20 protein-coding genes are annotated in these 20,386 nt (G+C 51.3%); 2 read left to right on the top strand and 18 right to left on the bottom strand.

Annotation, left to right across the window (positions count from 1 at the left end; all coding sequences use genetic code 11):
* Positions 1 to 58 precede the first annotated feature (58 nt).
* The 7 genes from SPIBUDDY_RS01025 to SPIBUDDY_RS00995 form a co-directional block, all read right to left on the bottom strand.
* Complete coding sequence (locus SPIBUDDY_RS01025; RefSeq protein WP_013605899.1) at positions 59 to 454, bottom strand: hypothetical protein; 396 nt, start codon at positions 452 to 454, stop codon at positions 59 to 61.
* A gap of 394 nt (positions 455 to 848) precedes the next feature.
* Entirely contained in the window at positions 849 to 1,964 is a 1,116-nt protein-coding gene (locus SPIBUDDY_RS01020; protein WP_013605898.1) for an ABC transporter ATP-binding protein, read from the bottom strand.
* Positions 1,945 to 3,645, bottom strand: a complete 1,701-nt coding sequence (locus SPIBUDDY_RS01015) for an ABC transporter permease (protein WP_013605897.1) — start codon at positions 3,643 to 3,645, stop codon at positions 1,945 to 1,947. The genes SPIBUDDY_RS01020 and SPIBUDDY_RS01015 overlap by 20 nt, the downstream gene beginning before the upstream one ends.
* 81 nt (positions 3,646 to 3,726) lie before the next feature.
* Positions 3,727 to 4,758, bottom strand: a complete 1,032-nt coding sequence (locus tag SPIBUDDY_RS01010; RefSeq protein WP_013605896.1) for an ABC transporter substrate-binding protein — start codon at positions 4,756 to 4,758, stop codon at positions 3,727 to 3,729.
* 117 nt (positions 4,759 to 4,875) lie between these two features.
* Entirely contained in the window at positions 4,876 to 5,574 is a 699-nt protein-coding gene (locus SPIBUDDY_RS01005; protein WP_013605895.1) for a response regulator transcription factor, read from the bottom strand.
* Positions 5,571 to 6,608, bottom strand: coding sequence for a sensor histidine kinase (locus SPIBUDDY_RS01000; protein WP_013605894.1), 1,038 nt, complete (start codon positions 6,606 to 6,608; stop codon positions 5,571 to 5,573). Before SPIBUDDY_RS01000 ends, SPIBUDDY_RS01005 begins: the two co-directional genes overlap by 4 nt.
* Positions 6,609 to 6,612: 4 nt before the next feature.
* Positions 6,613 to 7,740, bottom strand: coding sequence for an ABC transporter ATP-binding protein (locus SPIBUDDY_RS00995; protein ID WP_013605893.1), 1,128 nt, complete (start codon positions 7,738 to 7,740; stop codon positions 6,613 to 6,615).
* Between the two features lie 231 nt (positions 7,741 to 7,971).
* Between SPIBUDDY_RS00995 and SPIBUDDY_RS00990 the strand changes: the two genes are divergently transcribed.
* Both SPIBUDDY_RS00990 and SPIBUDDY_RS00985 read left to right on the top strand, forming a co-directional pair.
* The gene (locus tag SPIBUDDY_RS00990; protein WP_013605892.1) at positions 7,972 to 9,033 is read left to right on the top strand and encodes a helix-turn-helix domain-containing protein; all 1,062 of its coding nucleotides are present in this window, start codon (positions 7,972 to 7,974) and stop codon (positions 9,031 to 9,033) included.
* A gap of 80 nt (positions 9,034 to 9,113) precedes the next feature.
* A complete protein-coding gene (locus SPIBUDDY_RS00985) occupies positions 9,114 to 9,983 on the top strand; it encodes an AraC family transcriptional regulator (protein WP_013605891.1) in 870 nt (289 codons plus the stop codon).
* A 5-nt stretch (positions 9,984 to 9,988) separates the two neighbouring features.
* Here SPIBUDDY_RS00985 and SPIBUDDY_RS00980 read toward each other — a convergent pair whose 3' ends face one another.
* From SPIBUDDY_RS00980 to SPIBUDDY_RS00930, 11 genes are all read right to left on the bottom strand, one after another.
* Positions 9,989 to 11,284 (bottom strand): TRAP transporter large permease, encoded by a 1,296-nt coding sequence (locus SPIBUDDY_RS00980; RefSeq protein WP_013605890.1) that lies wholly within the window; start codon positions 11,282 to 11,284, stop codon positions 9,989 to 9,991.
* A complete protein-coding gene (locus SPIBUDDY_RS00975; protein WP_013605889.1) occupies positions 11,281 to 11,850 on the bottom strand; it encodes a TRAP transporter small permease in 570 nt (189 codons plus the stop codon). The genes SPIBUDDY_RS00980 and SPIBUDDY_RS00975 overlap by 4 nt, the downstream gene beginning before the upstream one ends.
* 73 nt (positions 11,851 to 11,923) lie before the next feature.
* Complete coding sequence (locus tag SPIBUDDY_RS00970) at positions 11,924 to 12,913, bottom strand: TRAP transporter substrate-binding protein (RefSeq protein WP_013605888.1); 990 nt, start codon at positions 12,911 to 12,913, stop codon at positions 11,924 to 11,926.
* A 20-nt stretch (positions 12,914 to 12,933) separates the two neighbouring features.
* Entirely contained in the window at positions 12,934 to 13,680 is a 747-nt protein-coding gene (locus SPIBUDDY_RS00965; RefSeq protein ID WP_013605887.1) for a 6-phosphogluconolactonase, read from the bottom strand.
* A gap of 28 nt (positions 13,681 to 13,708) precedes the next feature.
* Entirely contained in the window at positions 13,709 to 14,902 is a 1,194-nt protein-coding gene (gene nagA / locus SPIBUDDY_RS00960) for an N-acetylglucosamine-6-phosphate deacetylase (protein WP_013605886.1), read from the bottom strand.
* Between the two features lie 141 nt (positions 14,903 to 15,043).
* Positions 15,044 to 15,223 (bottom strand): hypothetical protein, encoded by a 180-nt coding sequence (locus SPIBUDDY_RS00955; protein WP_013605885.1) that lies wholly within the window; start codon positions 15,221 to 15,223, stop codon positions 15,044 to 15,046.
* 103 nt (positions 15,224 to 15,326) lie between these two features.
* Positions 15,327 to 15,680: a TIGR04076 family protein gene (locus tag SPIBUDDY_RS00950; protein ID WP_013605884.1), complete on the bottom strand. Its 354-nt coding sequence runs from the start codon at positions 15,678 to 15,680 to the stop codon at positions 15,327 to 15,329.
* A 126-nt stretch (positions 15,681 to 15,806) separates the two neighbouring features.
* Positions 15,807 to 17,315, bottom strand: a complete 1,509-nt coding sequence (gene garD, locus SPIBUDDY_RS00945; RefSeq protein WP_013605883.1) for a galactarate dehydratase — start codon at positions 17,313 to 17,315, stop codon at positions 15,807 to 15,809.
* Complete coding sequence (locus tag SPIBUDDY_RS00940; protein ID WP_013605882.1) at positions 17,312 to 18,802, bottom strand: tripartite tricarboxylate transporter permease; 1,491 nt, start codon at positions 18,800 to 18,802, stop codon at positions 17,312 to 17,314. Before SPIBUDDY_RS00940 ends, garD begins: the two co-directional genes overlap by 4 nt.
* 11 nt (positions 18,803 to 18,813) lie before the next feature.
* Complete coding sequence (locus tag SPIBUDDY_RS00935) at positions 18,814 to 19,269, bottom strand: tripartite tricarboxylate transporter TctB family protein (RefSeq protein ID WP_013605881.1); 456 nt, start codon at positions 19,267 to 19,269, stop codon at positions 18,814 to 18,816.
* 71 nt (positions 19,270 to 19,340) lie between these two features.
* Positions 19,341 to 20,375, bottom strand: coding sequence for a type 2 periplasmic-binding domain-containing protein (locus SPIBUDDY_RS00930; RefSeq protein WP_013605880.1), 1,035 nt, complete (start codon positions 20,373 to 20,375; stop codon positions 19,341 to 19,343).
* Between the last annotated feature and the right edge of the window lie 11 nt (positions 20,376 to 20,386).

Raw genomic sequence — 20,386 nt, 5'->3', positions numbered from 1 at the left:
CCGTGATGGAACTAGATTTATAAACAGGTACAAGCCCTCCCCTCGGAGGGCTTGCCTTTCAGCTCTCCTCGAACAACTCCTCGAAGGTGGGAGTGTTGTCCACCGAGTCTTCTTCGTATTTCTCTTCCTCTAGCGTCCTGACTGTACTATTTCCTATCGAGTGGTAGAGATAGAGCTGGTCGAGGTACTCGATGGCGGTTCGGATTTTGGAACGAAGTAGATAGCCGCTACGGTCGACCTTGGAAAGCATTGCCTTCAGGTCAACCTCGGGCTTCCAGTCATACGCTTTGCCGTGGAAGTCCACGATCTTCTCCAAAATCTGCTGGATTTCTCGTGGTGTCAGCGGCTTGAGTTGCGGTGCTTTCACAATCTCATCAAGAACTGCCTTCATGGGCATCTGGTCCTCGCCATAGAGCTCCTGGAGATTCTGGTACTCTGACTTGGCCTCAATCACATCCTCGGTATAGGATTATAATCACACTTTACGCAGGTTTTTTGTGATATATGGTTTATTTAGTCTATATACAATACTTTTACTAGTACAGTATTCCATCAGTAGGTAGCTTGTTCAAATTTTGAACATCATGCTATAGAGCACAGGAGGGAAGAGGCCAAGGCCGCAGAGTTGCTCGGCCTATCTGGTATGGAGTTTCATCGTAGTCGTTATATGAGAGATAGAGATGCCACAGTTGTTAGTCAGTGATACCAACATCTTCATCGATTTGGAAGAGGGTAATCCCTCACAAAATACCTGCAGATTGTGTGATATCCATCACGTTTTCTGCAGGTATTCTGTGATTCACTCTCTTCTCTAGGTATTCAATACGTTTCTTACTTGTAAAGTCTCCTCAAGCAGGCAGGAACGCCGAGTTGGAGGAGTCGAACAGGGCGTAAACCTCACTGCCCTCCTCGAAGATTTTCATCCCCGAAAGGTAGGGAACCGAGGCCTTGATCTCCGTGTTGTTTTTCAGGCGCAGCTCATACTCGATATGGCTGCCCACAAAAATGGATGAAATAACCTGTGCAGGAAACGAACTAGGATCGCTGCTCTGCTGTTCCACTTGGATGCTCTCCGGTCGTACTACCAAGGCGGCATTGTTTCCTACGTGGTAAATCACCTCGGTCTTTTGGTACTTGTCCGGCTTAAGGGCCTTTGCTGCATAGGTTTTGCCTCCAGGCACACTGGCTGTGAGTGTTTCATCATCAATGGCCGTTACTTCCAACTTCACAATATTGGCCTGGCCGATGAAGTCGGCGACAAACAAGGACTGCGGATTGCTGTAGATCTCAAACGGGGTGCCGATCTGCTCCACCTTGCCCTTGTTCATGACCACAATGCGGTCAGCCATGGTGAGAGCCTCGCTCTGGTCATGGGTGACATAGAGGCACGTAATACCCAGCTTCTTCTGCAACTTGCGGATTTCGGTGCGCATATGCAGGCGTAGCTTTGCATCCAGGTTGGAAAGCGGCTCGTCCATCAACAATAGCTTGGGTTCCATCACAATGACCCGGGCCAGAGCGACGCGCTGCTGCTCGCCGCCGGAGAGCTGACTGGGATAGCGGTTCTCCGTATTCTGCAACCCTACCAGAAGCAAGGCCTTGATCACCTTGGGCCGTATTGCATCATCCTTCTCGCCCCTGGACTTCAGGCCGTATGCCACATTGTTGAAAACGCTCATATGGGGAAACAGGGCATAGTTCTGGAACACAAACCCGATACCCCGCTTGTTCACCGGCGTATTGGTCATGTCCTCGCCTTGGATGGTAATCTGTCCACCGCTGGGGAGCTCGAAGCCTGCAACCATGCGCAGTGTCGTTGTCTTGCCGCAGCCGGAGGGGCCGAGGAACGTAACCAGCTCACCCTCTTCCACCAAGAGGTTGACGGTATCGACAGCACGGACGGTTTCCCGGCCTTTCTGGAATACTTTCGTTACATCTTTGAGTTCAAGCGCCGACTTTTTCATAGGAAATCTCCTGGGATTTATGGAATTTGGAGGTGGAAAGCTTCATCAGGTACAGCATGATTGCATCGGCAATGAAGACGATGACGATCAGGACCATGGAGAATGCCGATGCCTGGGAAAACTGCAGCTCGGTCATGCTCTCCAGGATTCTGGTAGTCAGGAGCGTCCAACGCACCGATACCAGGAATATGGTTGCACTGATGGCTGTCATGCAGTGGATGAACAGATAACGCATACCTGCAAGCACTGCCGGGATGATCAAGGGAATGGTGACATGGGTGAAGGTGCGGATCGAGCTAGCCCCAAGGCTGAGGGAAGCCTCCTCAAGGGCCGGGTCGATTTGCTCAAGGGAGGCGATCACCGAGCGGATGCCGGTGGCATAGTAGCGGAATACATAGGCGGCAACCAGAATGCTCAAGGTGCCGGTCAAAAGGATCGGACGCTGGTTGAAGGCAATAATGTAAGCAATACCGACAACCGTACCGGGAAGTGCGTAATTGAGCATGCTGCTGAATTCAAAGAAGCGCTTGCCGACGAACTGCTTGCGCTGGGCAACGTAGCCGATTACCACTGCAAGAACCGAACCGATGACCGTCGAGAGGATTGCAATCAAGAGGGTGTCCGAAATGGCCTTCTGCCCATGCTTGAATACATAGAGGTAGTGGTCGAGGGTGAAACTGTTGTTCACGCTCCAGACCTTCACGAACGAACCCCAGAGGATGATCGCATAGAGGTAGAGGATGAACACCACCAAGAAGGAGCAGATGACGGCAATAAAGGCTGTCAAAGCAGAGGGAAGTCTCGCAAACTCCGTACGGGCACCGTTCTTTCCTGTCACCGATACAAAGCTCTTGTTGCCAAGCAGCATGCGCTGTAAAAAGAACACCAGCAAGGCAGGAACCAACAACAGGAAGGAAAGGGTTGCTCCGCCTCTCAGGTCGAACATGCCGGTGATCAGCAAGTAGGCTTCAGTAGGCAATACCGGGAACGTGTGCCCTCCCAGAATGAGTGGGGTGGCAAAGTCGGCCAAGCTTGCCCCGAACAACAGCAACACTGAGTTGCCGATACCCGGCAGCGACAGGGGAATGGTAATGGTTCTGAACATTCTCCAGCGCGATGCTCCCAGGCAGAGGGCGGCATCGTCGAGGGTTGCGCTCATGGTATTCAGAATCGCGGTAATGACCATGAAGGCAACCGGGAAATACGTCAGGGTTTCAGAAATCCACGTTCCCAGAAACCCATAGATGGAGAAATCACCAATGCCGAATGCTTTGAGCAACATGCCGTTGGGCCCCAGAGCCAGCGTCAAGGAGATACTGCTGGTAAACGGAGGGGAAATGAGCGGCAGGATGGTGACAGCCCCCAACAAGGTCTTAAGAATTTTTGGTAGATTGGTCCGGGTTACGGCAAGGGCAAACAAGTACCCCAAGAAGGTGCCTGAGAGGCTGACTGCGGTGGCAAGAATCAAACTGCCGTACAATGCCCTGATGTTATATCCGGTTCCCAACACCTTTTTCATGTTGGTAAATGACAAGGCTCCGTCGACTATGAAGGTAGTCAGCAAGAGACGTATCAAAGGAAGGAAAATGAAAACAGCGAACGAAAGCCAAACGGTAACCAGGGCAAAAAAGAGTGCCGGGTCGGTTTTGGAGAGTGACTTGCGTTTCATCGTACCATGCATGCGATGTTCCTTTTGATAGAGGTTTGACAGAGGGACCGTCTTAGGTCGACGATCCCTCCCTGTCCGAAAAAAATCCTTGCGTTACTGCTGAATGACTTCAGCAATCCAGCGTTCAACCAGACGGGTCCGATTCTCGCCCTTCCATGCAACCTCAGCTTCAAGCAACTTGACTTTGGACATGTCCAATGCCGGGTTGGTGACCGTTACATCGGGTCTGGTGGGGATGTAGTTGATCAGGTTGGCAACCATGACTTCACCGAGTCTCTTGGTGGAAGCCCAATCCATGAGAGCCTTTGCAGCTTCCAGGTTCTTTGCTCCCTTAATGATGCCCGAGGCCTCAACACCGTAGGTCACGCCTTCCTTGGGATAGGAAATGACCAAATCGTAACCCTGTTGCTGGATGTCAAGTGCGTCGACGATGTAGAAGACACCCGAGGCAGCCTGACCGGTTGCAACCGGCATGGCACCACCGGCTCCGCCCTTGGTGTAGAGCTGAATGTTCTGGTGAAGCTTCTTCTGGTAGGCAAACGCTTCGTCCTCACCCATTACCTTCACCAACGAGTAGATGCGTTCGGTAGCTGTGCCGCTGGTGCGGGCATCGGCCATCTGCAGGCTGTTCTTGTAGGCGGGATCAAGCAGGTCGTTCCAGCTGGTCGGGGGATTCAGGCCTTTTTCCTTGAGGTATTTGGCATTGCTCATGAATGTGAGCGGAATGACACCGATTCCGGTCCAGTAGCCCTTTGCGGACTTGAACTGGGTGGGAACCTTAGCAGCTTCGGAGGGTACATACACATCGAATACACCCTCAAGTACGCCGGCTTCATAGGTGTCGGCTGGGCCGCCCCACAGAGCATCGACCTGCGGATTAGCTTTCTCGGCGATGATTCTCGCAAGAGCCTCACCCGAGGAAAGGCGTACAAAATTCACCTTGATTCCGGTTTCCTTGGTGAATTCTTCAAAAATCTTGGTGGCATACTTCTCAGGCATGATGGAATACACATTCAGTGTTCCTCCTACCTTGGGCTTGGCCTCTTCCACACCGGCTGCAAAGACGGGTGCCATACACAGAGCAACCAACAGCAGGAGAGTCAGTACTTTCTGCATTTTGTTCATAACGTTCCTCCCTTTCTCAGAACTTATTCACTTTGCTGGAAATACGCATATATCCAGCACGTATGTACAGTCTCAGCCCAAGGGTGAAGAACCGCAAGTTACAAAACCGTAACAATGTCATTTCCCAATGAGAGAGGTATCGGTCAGAAGGTAGCCATACCCCCAACGGTTGAGCAGATAGCGAGGATTGGAAGGATCCTTCTCCAGTTTCTTACGCAACCTGCTGATATTCACCTTCACCATCTCAGGGCCCTGAATCCACTCTTCAGCATTCCAAACCTGCTGCAGCAGCATTTCACTGGAGACCGGCGTATGGGCATGCTTGGCCAGAAACTCAACAATCTTGTACTCCGTCGGGGTGAGATTAATCAGCTCTCCCTCGATGGAAACGGCACTCTTACGCATATCGATGGTTAGAGAGCCGATGGCAAGGAGGGCAGCCGCTGCTTCGGCCGGTCTGGTTCTGCGTAGAATCTTCTCTACTCTGAGCAACAGCTCCTTAAGGTTGAACGGCTTGGAAACATAGTCCTCAGCCCCGACCTCCAGACCTTCAACAATCTGGTCGTCACGGTCGTGGCTGCTCAACACAATTACCGGAATGTCCATGGCTACCAAGCGGGGACATACTTCCAAACCATTGAGGCCGGGCAGTCCTATATCGAGGATTACGATATCGGGCAGCCACTCTTGTGCAAGGACCAGGGCTTCATCGCCGCGGCCGGTGGTCCTGGTCTCATAGCCGGCATCCTCGAGCACAAAAGCAAGTACATCCTGAATGTCACGCTCATCATCGACTACCAAGACTTTCCCTTTCACCTTGAAGCCTCCGCCGGTAGATTGAATGATACCATGGTACCCATCTCCTTGGTACTGGTTATGTACACCTTGCCATGGTGGCGCTCGATGATGGCCCGAACAATGGAGAGACCGAGGCCGAATCCATCCTGATACTCCCTCTTGTCCTGGTTCTCCTGGTAGAACTCCTTGAACAAGGTCTCCCTCTCACTGCCCAGCAGGCCGTGGCCGGTATCGGTTACGGTGACGACCACCTGCCGGTCATCCTGTGTCACCGTAATGAGAATAGAGCCCTGCTCATCGGTGTGCTTACTGGCGTTGTGGATCAGGTTGATCAGGACTTGGCGGATCCAAGCCTCGTCAGCCTTGGGTCGTGACAAAAGCGAGGGAAAGAAGCATTTGATCTGCTGCTTTTTTACCAGCAGCATCGGTTGCATGGTATCGCTGACTTGACGGATCAAAAGCCTGAGGTCGATGGGCTTGGATAGGTCGGGTTGCCAATCCTGTTCCATCTTCAATAGTGTCAGCATGTTCTCACTGAAGGTGATCAGTCGGTGGGTGTTGATGAATATCGACTCCATGAATTTTCTCTGGCGGGCGTTGAGCGGGCCGGGAATTTGCTCCATCAAGACATTCTCCGTTGTCTGCATGATGGTAAGCGGGGTCCTGATCTCATGGGCAAGGGTTGCCAACATGTGCTGGTGGGCTGCTTTGGTGATCGATTTCTCTCCCTTCTTGGTCAATCGTGATCGATATTTGACCACCAGGGAAGCAAGCGAACCTGCAACCAGGATAAGAACTGCGGCGGTCCAGGAGAAGGTAGGAAACGCTGTGAACCGAACAACTGCCAGAACTATTGGAACCAAAAGAGCGCTCAGGACGTCCACCACGAGGCGTTGTTCTCCAAGGGTCGGGCGCAACGTACAATAAATCAGGAAGCAGGACAGGACGATAAAGGCTTCATGAAAAAGCAACGAGACAAGGTACACTAGGATGGATTCCAATACCAGGCTGAGCACGTGCAGTACAACATCGTTGGCATTTGCTTTGTTCATCAGCCTACTCCTCTATCCCGAACAGATGAAAGGAGTCCGGATGGAAGGTAAGCACCACTTCCGTATCCACCTCAAATTGGGGTGCATCGCCCATACTATTCGGTTGTACCACCCGAATGCTTGCATCCCCGAAGGCAAGGGTATACTCAAAGGCTTGGCCACTGAATTGGCAAAGCTCAACTACGGCCTTGCATTGGTTTTTACCTAGGCTGGTACTGCAAACCTCGATGCCGATGGTTATCGGATTGATACAGAGCAGCAGCATTTCCTCTCGAGTAGGCTGGCCCTCACAGTTGGGGAGGGGAACCTCAAACTCAAGGTCCTGCAACATAATTTGGACTGATTGGGGGCCCACCTGATTTACACAGACATCGTAAAAGTTGGAATTACCGATGAAGTCGGCAACAAAGGGAGTCTTGGGATGGTTGTACACCTCCCTGGGCTTGCCTATCTGGATGATTCTGCCCTTGTTCATGACAATGACCCGGTCGGGAATGCTGAGCGCTTCGCTCTGGTCGTGGGTGACATAGAGCACGGTGATGTTCAGCGTCTCCTGCATGCGTTTTATCTGAGCGCGTGTCTGCAGGCGAAGGCGAGCGTCCAGGTTGGACAGCGGTTCATCGAAAAGCAGGATCTTGGGCTTGAGTACCAAAGCCCGGGCGAGGGCGACGCGCTGCTGTTGGCCATCGGAAAGTTCATCGGGAAACCGTGTTTCGGTTCCCACCAGATTGAGCATCTGGCACATCATTGCCACATCGTGGCCGATGATCTCATCGGAAAGTTTCCGGGCTCTCAGCCCATAGGCAATATTCTCAAAAACATTGAGATGGGGAAACAGGGCATAATTTTGGAAGACCATGGGAATATTACGATCCTGAGGCCCCAGATGGGTGATCGGCTTGCCTTCCAAAAGGACTTCTCCGCCACTGGGCTTGAGAAACCCTGCAATAATTCTCAGCGTTGTGCTCTTGCCGCAACCGGAGGGACCGATGAGAGTGACAAACTCACCTTCTGCAATGCATAAGGAAACAGATTCCACTGCCTCTACATAGTGTGTTTTGGAGATCTGGTAGGTCTTGCTTATGTTCCTGAGTTCAAGGAAAGCAGGAGAAGTCGCTTGCTTGGATGTCATGGTGGAAGGATACACCACCTGAGGGTAGGACCACCAGAGAAAACAACAGCAGAGGTTTTTGATAACGATAATCTCTTGCGGGGCTTGGCCTAATCACATCATTTTGCTAAACGCTGCCTATACAACCTCCAATTATTGTCCCATAGATATTTCATTTGTTGTAGATAATGGTTTATAAATATGTAAAGTAGTGTTTTTTTATAAACCAGACAACACAAGGAGAAACCAGCAATGTTTGCTGAGCGATTGAAACGAGCACGTGTCTCATCAGGATTCTCGATGCAAAACCTTGCTACGAAGGTGGGAATAAGTGCCAATATGATTAAGAAGTACGAACATGGGGAAAGCATGCCCTCTTCGGCAACCCTCATCAGGCTGGCGGCTTCTTTGGGCCTCAAAAGTGAGTATTTCTTCCGTCCTACACAGATTACCTTACAGAACATCCAATATCGGAAAAAGTCATCGCTTTCCCGGAAAGTTCTCCAGCAAATTGAAGCTGATGTGCTTGAACAAGCAGAACGCTGGTTCGAGTTGAAGCAACTTTGGCCCCACTTTCCCATTTCTCCACCAGTACTGCCTCCTGCCACTATTGAGAATCTTGAAGATATTGAAACGTATGCGATGAATCTTCGATCTGCGTGGAATCTGGGTACCAAAGAAATCCCCAATCTCACTGCGCTAGTGGAAGAACACGGATTCTTGGTAATTATGAGCAATATTTCAGCTCAGGGAGCTTATGATGGACTGCAAGCATCCATTGAAGGAACGCCCATCCTTGTTTGTCAACAACAAGGCGACGGTACCCGCCAACGCTTTACCTTGGCTCACGAGTTGGGTCATTTTGCGTTTGCATCGTCGCTTCCAGAAGGCTTGAATCTAGAGTTGTGTTGCCATCGTTTCGCCCAGGCATTTCTCATACCATTACCCACAATCTACTCCTTCCTTGGGACAAAGCGACATACATTGGAGATTGGAGAGTTGTACCATATCAAACATCGGTATGGGATCAGTATGCAAGCATGTATCCGACGTGCATTTGACACTTCAATCATCTCAGAATCTACGTACAAACACCTGTGCATGCTGTTCTCCTCCAATGGCTGGAAAAAGCAAGAACCAGGAGAGCCATATTCTCTTGAGACAACATCCTTTTTCAAGCACCTTGTGTATCGAGCATTAGGGGAAGGCATTATCGAAGAAGCCAAAGCAGCTGAGTTGCTCGGTCAATCTGTTATGGAGTTTCATCGAAACCGATATATGAGAGATAGTGATGTCGCCCTTGTTAGTCAGTGACACAAACATCTTCATAGAAATTGCAGATTGTCTCACCCCACGCTCTTTGGTATGCTACACAAAGTCAGACGAGGTACACGATGGCCACCTTTGTTCCTTACAAGAATTACTTTTATAATCAATTCCACGGAATGTCCTCACTCATCGTACATTCGGTGGGTATAGAACAAAGCTCTCCCGGTTTTGTGCACGGCCCCGATGTCAGGCAGTTCTATTCCCTGCATTTCTGTCTGCATGGAGGGGGAATACTGCGTACGAACAACAAGGTCCATACCGTGGAAGTGGGAGACCTGATGTTGATCTACCCTCATACAAAAGTATATCCGAAGGCTGATCGCCAAAACCCGTGGGAGCTCTGCTGGGTAGGCTTTACCGGAGGCGATGCCCGTCTATTGACCGATGCAATCGGGTTCACCCCGTTGAAGCCTGTCTTGCAAACCCCGATCGGCAGCAGGGCGAAAATTGAGGAGACGTTCCGTGAAATCTATGGCTGCCGGGGTGACAGACCAGCCCAGATCGTAGGAATGACCGGTAAGCTGTATTCGTGTCTCTCTTTCCTTATGACGCAGACAAGTCAGGTGTTCCCCCATAATCCCGGTCTTGAGTATATGGAACCCGCCTGTGAGTACATTGCCGCAAATTTTGCAAACAAAATTACCGTAGAGGATATCGCCCGGGCTGTCGGAGTCAGCCGAAGCTGTCTGTATCGTGCATTCCTGGCAAATATGTCACTGTCACCTTTGGACTACCTTACCGAATACAGAATAAAAGCATCATGTAACCTCTTGGAGAAAGGCTGTTTCTCCTTGAAGGAGGTTGCCTACCAGTGTGGCTTTACCAATGCATTGTATTATTCAAAGGTGTTCAAAAAAGTGATGGGCTTTCCGCCCACCAACTATCTGGACCACCTTTCGGCCTATCGACCGAAGGTGGAAGATAGTGAATCGTAACTGCCTTATACGGCATACCCCAAAGACATGGGGATAAAAAGAGCAATGGAAGGAAATACTACGATAAGAACCAGAACAACCAAGTAGGCCAGGTAGAAGGGCAAAAAGCCCTTGATTACCTTCTCAATCGGCATATTGGCAATTGCACACCCTGCCCACAGGGACGTTCCCACCGGGGGAGTAAGCAGTCCTAGACCGAGCGTCAGAACCATGATCAAGCCAAAGTGGTAGGGATTGAATCCAAAAGACATGGCTACCGGGTAGAGAATCGGGGTGAGAAGAATCAACAAAATGCCCATATCCATGAAGCATCCGAGGATTATCATCAACAGGATCATCAGGAACATAACAACAGCAGGACTTGAGGAAATTGACAGCAAGCCACTGGCTACAAGCATGGGCACTTTCAGATAGGCAAGGCAATAACTGAATGCACTGGACGTGGCGATGATGGCCATGATGGTACCCAAGGTCTTCAAGGACTTAAGCAAGCAAACCATCAATTTTCTCATGTTCATCGTCTTGTAGAAGAAGGTGGTCACAATAAAAGCATAGACTGCCGCAATTGCACCGGCCTCGGTTGCTGTAAATACACCGGCTACGATGCCGACTGCAACAATAAGGATGGTTACCAGACCAAGCAATGCTTCACGAATGATGACAATATTCTCTTTCCAGTTTTTCTTCTCCGAGATAGGGTACTTTTTCTTGACGGCAATAATGAAGGAACAAACCATAAGAGATGCAGTCAACAACAGCCCCGGCAGGTATCCGCACATGAACATCGTACTGATGGAAAGTCCGCTACCGGCTGCCACCACGTAGAAAATCATATTTTGGCTGGGAGGGATGATTACCCCTTCCACGGAACTGGTACAGGTTACTGCGATGGAATAGTCAGCATCATAGCCTTCCTTAATCATGGCAGGAATCAAGAAGGAGCCAATCGAAGAGACGTCCGCAATCGAAGAGCCTGAGATTCCACCAAAGAACATCGACACGACACAGTTGACCAGGGCTGTTCCACCGCGGACGCGACCGATCAGGACATTGGAAAACTTGGTCAGTCGGTCGGAAATTCCTCCATCGGTCATAATTTGGGCCATGATGATGAAGAAGGGAACACACATAAACGTGAAACTGGTAATACCGGTAGCCATTTTCTGGAACAAATTGAAAAAGGGAATTCCCAAATAGGTTGCAGTGAAAAGACTGGCCACGCCCAGTGCGAAGGAGATGGGAAAGCGCAGCATCATGAGAATAATCAAACTGCCGAAAAGAATCAGAATACCGTTGGTCATACCGTACCTCCCCTCTCTACCGTAACTTCATCAATCGTCTTTGGTCTGTCAGCATCCCGCTGATACTCGCTGCGAGGTTTGAGAACAGTCGACACAAAATTCACCAGGGAGTAGACAAGCATCAAAGCGCCGCCTACCACAAGAGGGGCATACAACCAGCCTTGGGATAATCGGGTTGCAGGCTGTGGTTTCGGGAGGTTGAGTTTGGTCAGCATCCATCCATACTTAATCATTTCAGCAAAGAACCATACCAGAAGCCCATGCCTGAACAGATCGGCTGCTTTTCTGAGCGTAGGAGATAAGCGATTGTACAGAAAATACAGGGCCGCATGGTCATCGGTATAGATATCGATTGCCATGCACAGGTACCCAAACCAGACAAGAAACATCAGTGTTACTTCTTCAGACCAGCTGAACGGAGCATCAAATACAAAACGCATGACTACCTGAACGAAGGTAATAAGAGTTACAATGATAAGAATGACACTACATACATATCGTTCAGCTTGTATGAACTTATCGAAATAGCCTCTGACTTTCATCAGAATTTTCTGGTTGTTATTCATGACGTTACTCCAAGACGGGATAGGTAAGTTCCTCCCTCTCAATGCAGGAAGGAACTTCCATCATTACAAAAGCTTAGTTTACAGCCTTAATCTTCTCGATGATCGACTTGTACTGAGGATACATGTCATAAATCGGGGAGACTGCGTTCTGGAAAGCCTTTCCATCAACTTCGAAAATCTGGCATCCGGCTTCTTCCACTTTGGCTCTGGATTCGTTCTGGAAATCCATCATAGCCTTGCGCTGCCAGACGGCGGCCTCTTTTGCTGCTTCACGAACTGCCTGCTTCTGGCTGTCGTTGAGCTTGTTCCAGGAAGTCTGGCTCATCAGCAACATGGCAGGAGGTGCCATATGGGCATCGAGTGAGTAAAACTTTGCCACTTCATAGTGCCCGGAGGTATAGTAGGAGACAAAGTCATTCTCAGCTGCATCGATAACACCGGTCTGCAGACCCTGATACACCTCGCCATAGGCCATCGGAGTAGCGGCACCACCGAGAAGCTCTACCATCTTGATAGCTACTTCACTCTGCTGTACACGAACTTTCATGCCCTTCACATCGGCAACACTCTTGATCGGTTTCTTGGTGGAATAGAAGTTTCTCGATCCAGCTTCCCAGTACTCCAAACCGATCATGTTGTATTTCTTCAAGGAATCGGAAACTCCCTGACCTACAGCGCCATCAAGCACGTTGTACTTGTGTTCATTGCTGGTGAAAATGTACGGAAGGGTGAATACACCAACTTCATCTGCCGTTGAGGCAAGGGCTGAAGTGTTGATGCGGGCAAAGTCCAAGGCACCAATCTGTACCTGATCAATGGTTTCGTTCTCGTTGCCGAGCTGGGCATCAAGATACACATCGATCAACACGGTTCCGTTGGTTTTCTCCTTCACCAATTCGGCGAACATCAGCATCCCTTTTGAGATGGGGTTGTTTGCAGGCTGGTTCTCTGCAAGCTTGAAGTTCAGAACAGCATTTGCTGCATCCTTGGATTCTGATCCACCCTGGGCAAACAGGACGGAGGCCAACAGCAACACCACAAGAACAGTCGCTAACTTTTTCATTTCGTTCTCCTTTTCGATTCTTATTTTCCCCACGCAACCAGCTTTGATGCTGATTCATGGTCGATAAACAAATTCCAGTCCGCATGGGTTTTCAGCAAGGTAGCAGGAACCATCGGATCCACTGCCTTGGTGAGGGTGTTGTACACCGCCTCAGCCTTCACCGCATGCGGGACCGAGGAGACGATGTGCCTTGCAGACAGGATCTGCCTGGGGCACATCGTGATCGCCTGTACCGGCACATCCTGGATGCTGCGGAACCATCCCTCGCCCACCTGCTGCTGCTTGCAGCGGCCGTCCAGCTCCACCACCTTGTAGGCCTGCTCGGTCTCAAAGTCCGCCGGAGGGTCGTTGAAGGCGATGTGCCCGTTCTCCCCGATGCCGATGACCCCCACGTCCACCGTCTTGCTCCTCAGCTCTGCACTAAGGGCGGCGATGTTCTTCTGCACATCCCCTTCCCCGTTCACGAAGTGGGCCGCCTTCAGCCCGACCTTGGAGACGAAGCGCTCCTTGAGGTACCTGCGGAAGCTCGCGATGTGGCTCTCGCTCAGGGCGACATACTCGTCCAGATGGAACATCTCCACCTTGGCCCAGTCGACATCCTCGGCCGTCAGGGCCTCCATGGTCTCGAACTGGCTCGCCCCCGTGGACAGGATGATCCTCGCCTCCCCCCTCTGGGCTATCGCCTCGCATAGCAGTTCGGCTATCTTCTTGGCTGCCCGCTTTCCCAGCTCCTGCGGGTTTTGCGCAATCGTGATGGTAATACTCATATTCGCTCCTCACTCATAGTTGGTATATTCAGTTCCTAACGGGCACTTCCATCCCGCTGACAAAGACACGCTTGACATCGATTCCCTCATCGAAGATCACAAGGTCGGCCTGCTTGCCCACAGTAAGCGAGCCGGTCTCATCCCCCAGGCCCATGAAGGTGGCTGGCAACAGCGACGATGCCCGCACGGCCTCCCACAGCGAAAGCCCAATGTCGCGCATCAGGACGCGGACCATCCGGTCGCACGTGGCGACGCTTCCGGCGAAGCAGGTTCGGTCCGGCATCTTGGCGATCCCGTCCTCGACGATCACCGGCGTTCCGCCCTCAAGCGGACCCAGGATTGACGGTCCCTCTGCAAGACCTGCAGCCCTCATGCTGTCGGTGCACGCGCAGATCTGGTCATGCTTCTTGGCCTGGTAGACGAGCCTGAGCAGGGCCGGGGGCAGGTGCATGCCATCGGCGATGACCTCCAGCGTCAGCCCGTCGATCAGGTAGCCGCTCTCCACCACCCCAAGGACCCGAAAGCCCTTGTCGCGCGTGATGGTGGACATGGCCGAGTAGAAGTGGGTCAGGTGGTTGATGCCGTGGTCGAAGGCCTCGCTCATCTGCTCGTAGGTCGCAGAGGTGTGGGCCGCACTGAGGTGAATGCCCTGCTTGACCAGGCGGTCGGCCATCTCTAGTGACCCATCGAGCTCGGGGGCAAGCGACCAGCGGCGGATCAGGCCCCCGGCGTACTCGACCACCGGCATGTAGTGCCTCTCGTCGGGCAGGCGCAGGTGGCGCTTCTCCATTGCACCCTTCTCACGGGTGCTGAAATAGGGGCCTTCCAGATGCAGCCCCGGCAGGTGGGGCATGCCGTCTGTGAGCTTGCTCACCTGCCTGAATATATCCAAGGTCTTGTACAGGTGCGCATCAGTCGATGCAAGGGTGGTGGGAAGAATGGTTGTGGCACCGAAGCGCAGGTGGGCCTTCGCAGCCTGCTCGAACGCCTGGGCAGTGCCGTCCATGTAGTCGAAGCCGCCCGAGCCGTGGGTGTGGATGTCCACAAAGCCGGGGGACAGGTACAGGTTTTGCCCATCGATGACGGAGTTCGCATGTTTTTCCCAGATCTCGGGTACCGGCTGTTCCCCAAGGGCTTGGATAATGCCTTGGTCCTCGACCAAATACCCGTGCTCGACAATTCTATCCTCTACTATAAGTTTTACATTGGTAAAGAGTTGCATGAACGAAAATCCTTTGGACTAATTTGTACAGTTTTCCATGGATATTTTAATATCTATAGTTCGTACCGCCTGCAATCCTACCATTGAGACATAGTTCAAGCTATATACGTTTGTTGCAGGTATATATCAATTTCGTTCATTTCATAGGTGCATCACATACAGAAAGACCGACTTTTCAGTCGGCTTCTTGGAAGTGGTTCCGATTCCGGCCTTGCGGCCTTCCAACAGGACAAGGGATCGAGTCTCCTTGCTACCCTGCTGTGCCGCAGGCAGGTTGTCTGGCAACCTTTCTTCTTCCTTCCAAGGAATCGCTTGTGGCATTGCCCAGCTCCCTTGGTTTCTTGACTCCAGTTAACACTACCTTCATGAAGAAAGTGTGAACAAGGTATAAGAAATAGGTAAATCGTACGGGATTTGTACAGCATCAGGACCTGTCGAAGAAATCACCCGTAAAAAAGTTCTCATTCCCAAGCTTCTTGGCTGTCATTCTGAACATCACACAACCATCCGGGCAAACAAGGTCCTTGCTGTACTTGCCATCCCCTCCGATGTTTTGTAAATCCCCACCGCTGCGTACCGCCTCCATAATGGGAACCATGAGCATCATGGTTTTGGAGCAAATCCCATATCCCTGGGAATTTACCGGACAGCCATAGGTGCAGGTATAGACATCCCCGACTTCTTCTCCGTTGCGGCAGTAGCGCTCGGTGTGATCAGCTCGCAGCAAGCCCGTTACCTCAATGTTCCATTCGTACTCTTCTGCATACCATTTCTTCATACCCAACCTCCCCGTTTTTCTGATGTATCACCTAGTAGTATACGCCATATAACGAAACACTGGGACACCTCTTTGGAAGTGTCCCAGTAAATGACTATGCGTGTTTTTTCGGTTTGTCTTTGTTTCTTATGTAATAGGAGCCGGGTTGAAGTAACAAAGGAAGTTGTTCAGGCCGAACTGCTCGGCATAGGGCTTTTGGCCGCTTGCCACATCCAGAATGAGGTTGAACAGCCTCTCACCCACCTGTTTAACCGTCTCTTCACCGGTTGCAATACTGCCGGCATCGAGATCAATGAGGTCCTGCCACATTTCTTTCATGACATTGCGTGAGCACACCTTTATCACCGGTGCCTCTGCAAGACCGTAGGGCGTCCCTCGCCCGGTCATGAAGACTTGCAGGGCGATACCGCTTGCAAGCTGACTCGGCCCACAGACAATGTCACTGGCCGGAGTAGCGGCGAAGATAAGCCCTTGTTTGGTTGGAAGCTCACCGGGACCGATAACCTCGACAATGGGTGCCTTGCCACTCTTTACGATCGACCCCATCGCCTTCTCGACGATGTTGGAGAGCCCGCCCTTCTTGTTGCCCGGAGTAGGATTGGCACTGCGGTCGACACTACCCTTGGCAAGGTACTCATCGTACCAGCCGATTTCGGCCACCAGTTTGTCGACGGCTTCCTTGCTCGTACAGCGCTGTGCAAGCAGGTGCACACCGTCGCGGACCTCGGTCACCTCGCTGAACATCACCGTAGCACCACCGGATACAAGCAAGTCACTGGCATGGCCCGCAGCAGGATTGGCAGTAATGCCGCTGAAGGCATCACTTCCGCCACACTGCATACCGATGCAGAGCTTGGAGAGAGGGAGGGTCGTGCGCTTTCGCTCATTCAGCTTCTTCAGCTTCGAGTCGGACATCTGCATGAGGGCTTCCATCATTGCCACAAAACCGGGATGGTCCTGCAGCATGATTACATTCTCAGCAGTAATTTCTGCTTCGCTTACAAGCTTATCGACAGTCAACTTTTCACACCCGAGTCCTACGACCATGATCTGGCCGCCAAAGTTGGGATTCTTGATGGTGTTCTTGATCGAGCGAATGGGAATGACGGCATCGGGGGCGTTTATGGCAACCCCACAACCATAGGCATGGTTGATTGCGACCACCGAATCGACATTCGGATATTTGGGCAGGAGCTCTGCCTTAATGCGCCTCACCAGCTGGTCGACCACTCCGCTGACACACTGCACCGTCGTGGTGATAGCCAGAATGTTGCGTGTTCCTGCATACAGGCCATCGTCATTCGCATAGCCCTCGAAGGTTGTCCTCTTGGGAACTGGAAGCACAACGGGCTTTGGCTTTTCAAAGTGCAGATCCTTTAGCGATGGCTGCGCAGGAAGCTCAAGCATATGCTCATTGATCCACATGCCGCCCTTCACATCCTGCAGCAGGTAACCAAGCACCACAGCATAGCGAAGAACTGCATCACCTTGCTTCAGGTCCTTCAGGGCCACCTTGTGCCCCTGGGGGATATCACAGAGCAGGGTGAGGTTGTCTATCACCTCACCCTTGGTGGCAGCCTCGGTTACGATGGCTACATTATCGATCGGATCGATCTGAATCAGGCGTGCCTTCATGCCTTCGCCTTCTTTGCTTTCTTGTTGGACTTATACTCATCGTAGAAGGCATAGGCCAGAGAGATGAGAATGAGAACCCAGATCACATTGCCGATGGGACGGCTGAAGAAGGTGGCAAGGTTTCCACCCGAGCCTTTGATGGAGTCGACAAAATACTTCTCCAGGTCATCGCCTAGGATGAAGCCGATGAGGAAGGAAGGAATGCTGAAACCAAACTTCCACAACACATACCCAACCAGACCGAAGAAAACCATGGCCCATACGTCGAACATGTTTCCGTTCTGGGTGGCATAGCTGCCAACCGTACAGAGCAGGATGATGACCGGGTAGATTCTTGTCTTGGGGAAGTTGATGACTTTCACAATGTGCTTGATCGGGTAGAACATGATCACGAACATCAAAATGTTGGCAAGACCCAAGGCAATAAGAATTGCCCGCCAAATTTCCGGGTTGTTCATAATGAACAGGGGTCCTACCTGAATACCCTGCAGCATGAATGCACCGATGAGCACAGCTGTCGTACTGTCACCAGGAATACCCAAACTGAGCAAGGGAATGAGAGCACCACCGGTAAGGCCATTGTTCGAACCTTCACTCGCAATCAAGCCGTCGATGAGGCCGGTACCGAACTTCTCAGGGTGCTTGCTCATGCTCTTTGCCTGTGAATAGGAGAGCAAAGAAGCAGCAGAGCCACCGACACCAGGAAGGACGCCTACGAAGGTGCCGATCAAACCGGAGCGAAGCAGGTTGAAGCCCTGTCCCTTGAAATCCTTGAACGAGAAGCTGCGCGTCTCGTGATTGAGGTCCATTTTCCGGTGCTCTTCCTTCATACCCGTCTCAGCTTCCTGAAAAATCTGGACCAAGGCAAACAGCCCGATAAGCACCGGAAGCAGCTGGAACCCCATACGAAGGTCGACCCTGAACAAATCAGGAACCATGCGCATTTTATTGTTATCAGCGAATTGACCTACCAAGGCGATGAGAACACCCAAGAAACCTGCAAAAATCCCCTTGATCATTGCTCCCTTACTCAGGGCGGCAATAATGGTGAGAGCAAAAAGAATAATCAAAAACTTTTCAATTGACGAAAAGTTAATTGCTACCCTTGCAAGGGGAGGGGTGAAGAACCACAGGCATGCAAGGCTGATAAGACCACCGATGAGACTGGCAGTTATGCCAATCCTCAGGGCCCTCAGGGCCTCTCCTCGCTTAGCCATCGGATACCCGTCAAAACCAGTGCAGATTGAGGATGGGGTACCGGGAATGTTAATCAGGATGGCAGGGATAAGACCGCCGGAGATACCACCGACATACAGACCCAGCAAAAGGAACAAGCTGGTAGTCAAATCATAGGCATAGGTTAAGGGCAGGAAAATGGCAATCGCCATGGTGGCAGTCATACCCGGCAGAGCACCGAAAATGATTCCGATAACCACCCCTACAAACGACATCACAAGTTGGGAAATTCCAAAGGTAAACACTTCCATTGCTTCACTCCTTAGGGCAGGGTAATCTTGAAGACTTGCCCAAACAGAAACCAGATCACGGTTGAACCGACAACCGAAATGATCAGAGAAATCAGCAGGGACCTAAAGTCGGGGTTCGACCAGAATTTCTTGGTCTTGAAAGCCACAGGAATGGAAGCAAGTTGTCCTAATCCAACAAAAAGCACATTGAACAGGAAAATAAACAGAATCGAAGCAGGGAGGAACCCCAACAGATTCATGGCAGGAATGTACAGCAGCAGAAGTACCAGGGAACCCGGCAGCCTGACTGTATCCCAATTAGCCACAAAAAAGTGATAGTTCTTGAAATTAAGAAAGGGCTTACCCTGCTTCTTGCACTTGAATGCACGTTGGATGAGCATGATAACCATCAGGAACACCAGAATTCCCATAATAATGGGAGGAAAAAGCCAGTGGGATGTGGATGGTTTATAACTGATACGCAGCATGAGGTCTCTCCTTAACAGAGTGACTGCAGACCTAGGGTCTGCAGTCATTATCAATACAACCGATCAAGAATTTACAGAACCAGGTCGTCCAAGGAAGGAGCCCTGTCGATCAAACCCTGGAGACTGGCGCGCTTTGCATAGATGAAATCCTTGCTCTGGGCGGCAGTGAGGTACTTGCCCGGGCGGTAGGTCATCTTGGCGAGGTCGGCAATCAAAGCGGGGTCAGCATTGGTGCGCTGCATGGCAGCATCAAGCTCAGCAACCAAAGCAGCGGGGAAATCCTTGGGCAGATAGATCAGGAAATCCTTGGAGAAGCGGAATTCCTTGCCATCAAGGGTGATGCCCTGATCAGCATAACTGGTTGCATTCACGCCTTCGATGTTGTCCAAGAGGCCCACAAACTTCATGGCAAGCTTCTTGTCAGTAGTCTGGGTGTACTGGAGCAGGCTGGTATAGTCAGCGAAAATGACGTCGGCATTGCCGTCCCAGAGCATCTGCAGCTTGTCACCGGTGGAACCACCGATTACGACCTTGATGCGGTTGGCGATGTCCTTGCCATAGGTGTCGACCACCCACTGGTAATACACGATGAAACCAATGTGGGATACACCGCCGGCTTCGCAAGCCATGCGTACGATCGCACTAGGGTTCTTCTGCAGATATACAGGAATGTCAGCCATGTCCTTGTAGGGGGCATCGGCCTTGGCACCCCAAGCAGAACCGGGGTTCTGGGCAATGCGGGGACCGACAGTCATGTTCTCAAGACCATACATCTTGTCATAAGCACCAAAGGAGATGCCAAGGTAGGTCATGTCGTGGAACATCATAATGGTAGCGCCATCAGCCTTGGAGGTCTGCATGGCATCGAGTGCCTTTGCAGCGCCGACAGCATCAACCTTGAGGTTTGCACCCAGTTCCTTGGCAAGGTAGCGGCTAACGGTTTCAGCGATCAGGTATGAGTCACCGCTGGTAGCAGTGGAACCAATAACAACACGTACATTTTGGCCCTTGAACGTAGGAGCTGCAGCAGTTTCGGTAGTTCCGGCTGCGAAGACCATACCTCCAACAAGTACCAAGCAAAGAGAGAGAATCAACAGTTTTTTCATGAAATGTTCTC

Source organism: Sphaerochaeta globosa str. Buddy (genome assembly GCF_000190435.1).
Lineage (GTDB): Bacteria > Spirochaetota > Spirochaetia > Sphaerochaetales > Sphaerochaetaceae > Sphaerochaeta > Sphaerochaeta globosa.
This window is presented reverse-complemented; position numbering and strand designations above follow the sequence as displayed.

Coding starts and splice junctions, on each gene's coding strand:
- SPIBUDDY_RS00975 (WP_013605889.1), bottom strand. CDS start 11,850: ATGAATAACAACCAGAAAATTCTGATGAAAGTCAGAGGCTATTTCGAT.
- SPIBUDDY_RS00990 (WP_013605892.1), top strand. CDS start 7,972: ATGTTTGCTGAGCGATTGAAACGAGCACGTGTCTCATCAGGATTCTCG.
- SPIBUDDY_RS00985 (WP_013605891.1), top strand. CDS start 9,114: ATGGCCACCTTTGTTCCTTACAAGAATTACTTTTATAATCAATTCCAC.
- nagA (WP_013605886.1), bottom strand. CDS start 14,902: ATGCAACTCTTTACCAATGTAAAACTTATAGTAGAGGATAGAATTGTC.
- SPIBUDDY_RS00980 (WP_013605890.1), bottom strand. CDS start 11,284: ATGACCAACGGTATTCTGATTCTTTTCGGCAGTTTGATTATTCTCATG.
- SPIBUDDY_RS00935 (WP_013605881.1), bottom strand. CDS start 19,269: ATGCTGCGTATCAGTTATAAACCATCCACATCCCACTGGCTTTTTCCT.
- SPIBUDDY_RS00950 (WP_013605884.1), bottom strand. CDS start 15,680: ATGAAGAAATGGTATGCAGAAGAGTACGAATGGAACATTGAGGTAACG.
- SPIBUDDY_RS00965 (WP_013605887.1), bottom strand. CDS start 13,680: ATGAGTATTACCATCACGATTGCGCAAAACCCGCAGGAGCTGGGAAAG.
- SPIBUDDY_RS01020 (WP_013605898.1), bottom strand. CDS start 1,964: ATGAAAAAGTCGGCGCTTGAACTCAAAGATGTAACGAAAGTATTCCAG.
- SPIBUDDY_RS00970 (WP_013605888.1), bottom strand. CDS start 12,913: ATGAAAAAGTTAGCGACTGTTCTTGTGGTGTTGCTGTTGGCCTCCGTC.
- SPIBUDDY_RS00955 (WP_013605885.1), bottom strand. CDS start 15,223: ATGCCACAAGCGATTCCTTGGAAGGAAGAAGAAAGGTTGCCAGACAAC.
- SPIBUDDY_RS00930 (WP_013605880.1), bottom strand. CDS start 20,375: ATGAAAAAACTGTTGATTCTCTCTCTTTGCTTGGTACTTGTTGGAGGT.
- SPIBUDDY_RS01010 (WP_013605896.1), bottom strand. CDS start 4,758: ATGAACAAAATGCAGAAAGTACTGACTCTCCTGCTGTTGGTTGCTCTG.
- SPIBUDDY_RS01000 (WP_013605894.1), bottom strand. CDS start 6,608: ATGAACAAAGCAAATGCCAACGATGTTGTACTGCACGTGCTCAGCCTG.
- SPIBUDDY_RS00940 (WP_013605882.1), bottom strand. CDS start 18,802: ATGGAAGTGTTTACCTTTGGAATTTCCCAACTTGTGATGTCGTTTGTA.
- SPIBUDDY_RS01015 (WP_013605897.1), bottom strand. CDS start 3,645: ATGCATGGTACGATGAAACGCAAGTCACTCTCCAAAACCGACCCGGCA.
- garD (WP_013605883.1), bottom strand. CDS start 17,315: ATGAAGGCACGCCTGATTCAGATCGATCCGATCGATAATGTAGCCATC.
- SPIBUDDY_RS00995 (WP_013605893.1), bottom strand. CDS start 7,740: ATGACATCCAAGCAAGCGACTTCTCCTGCTTTCCTTGAACTCAGGAAC.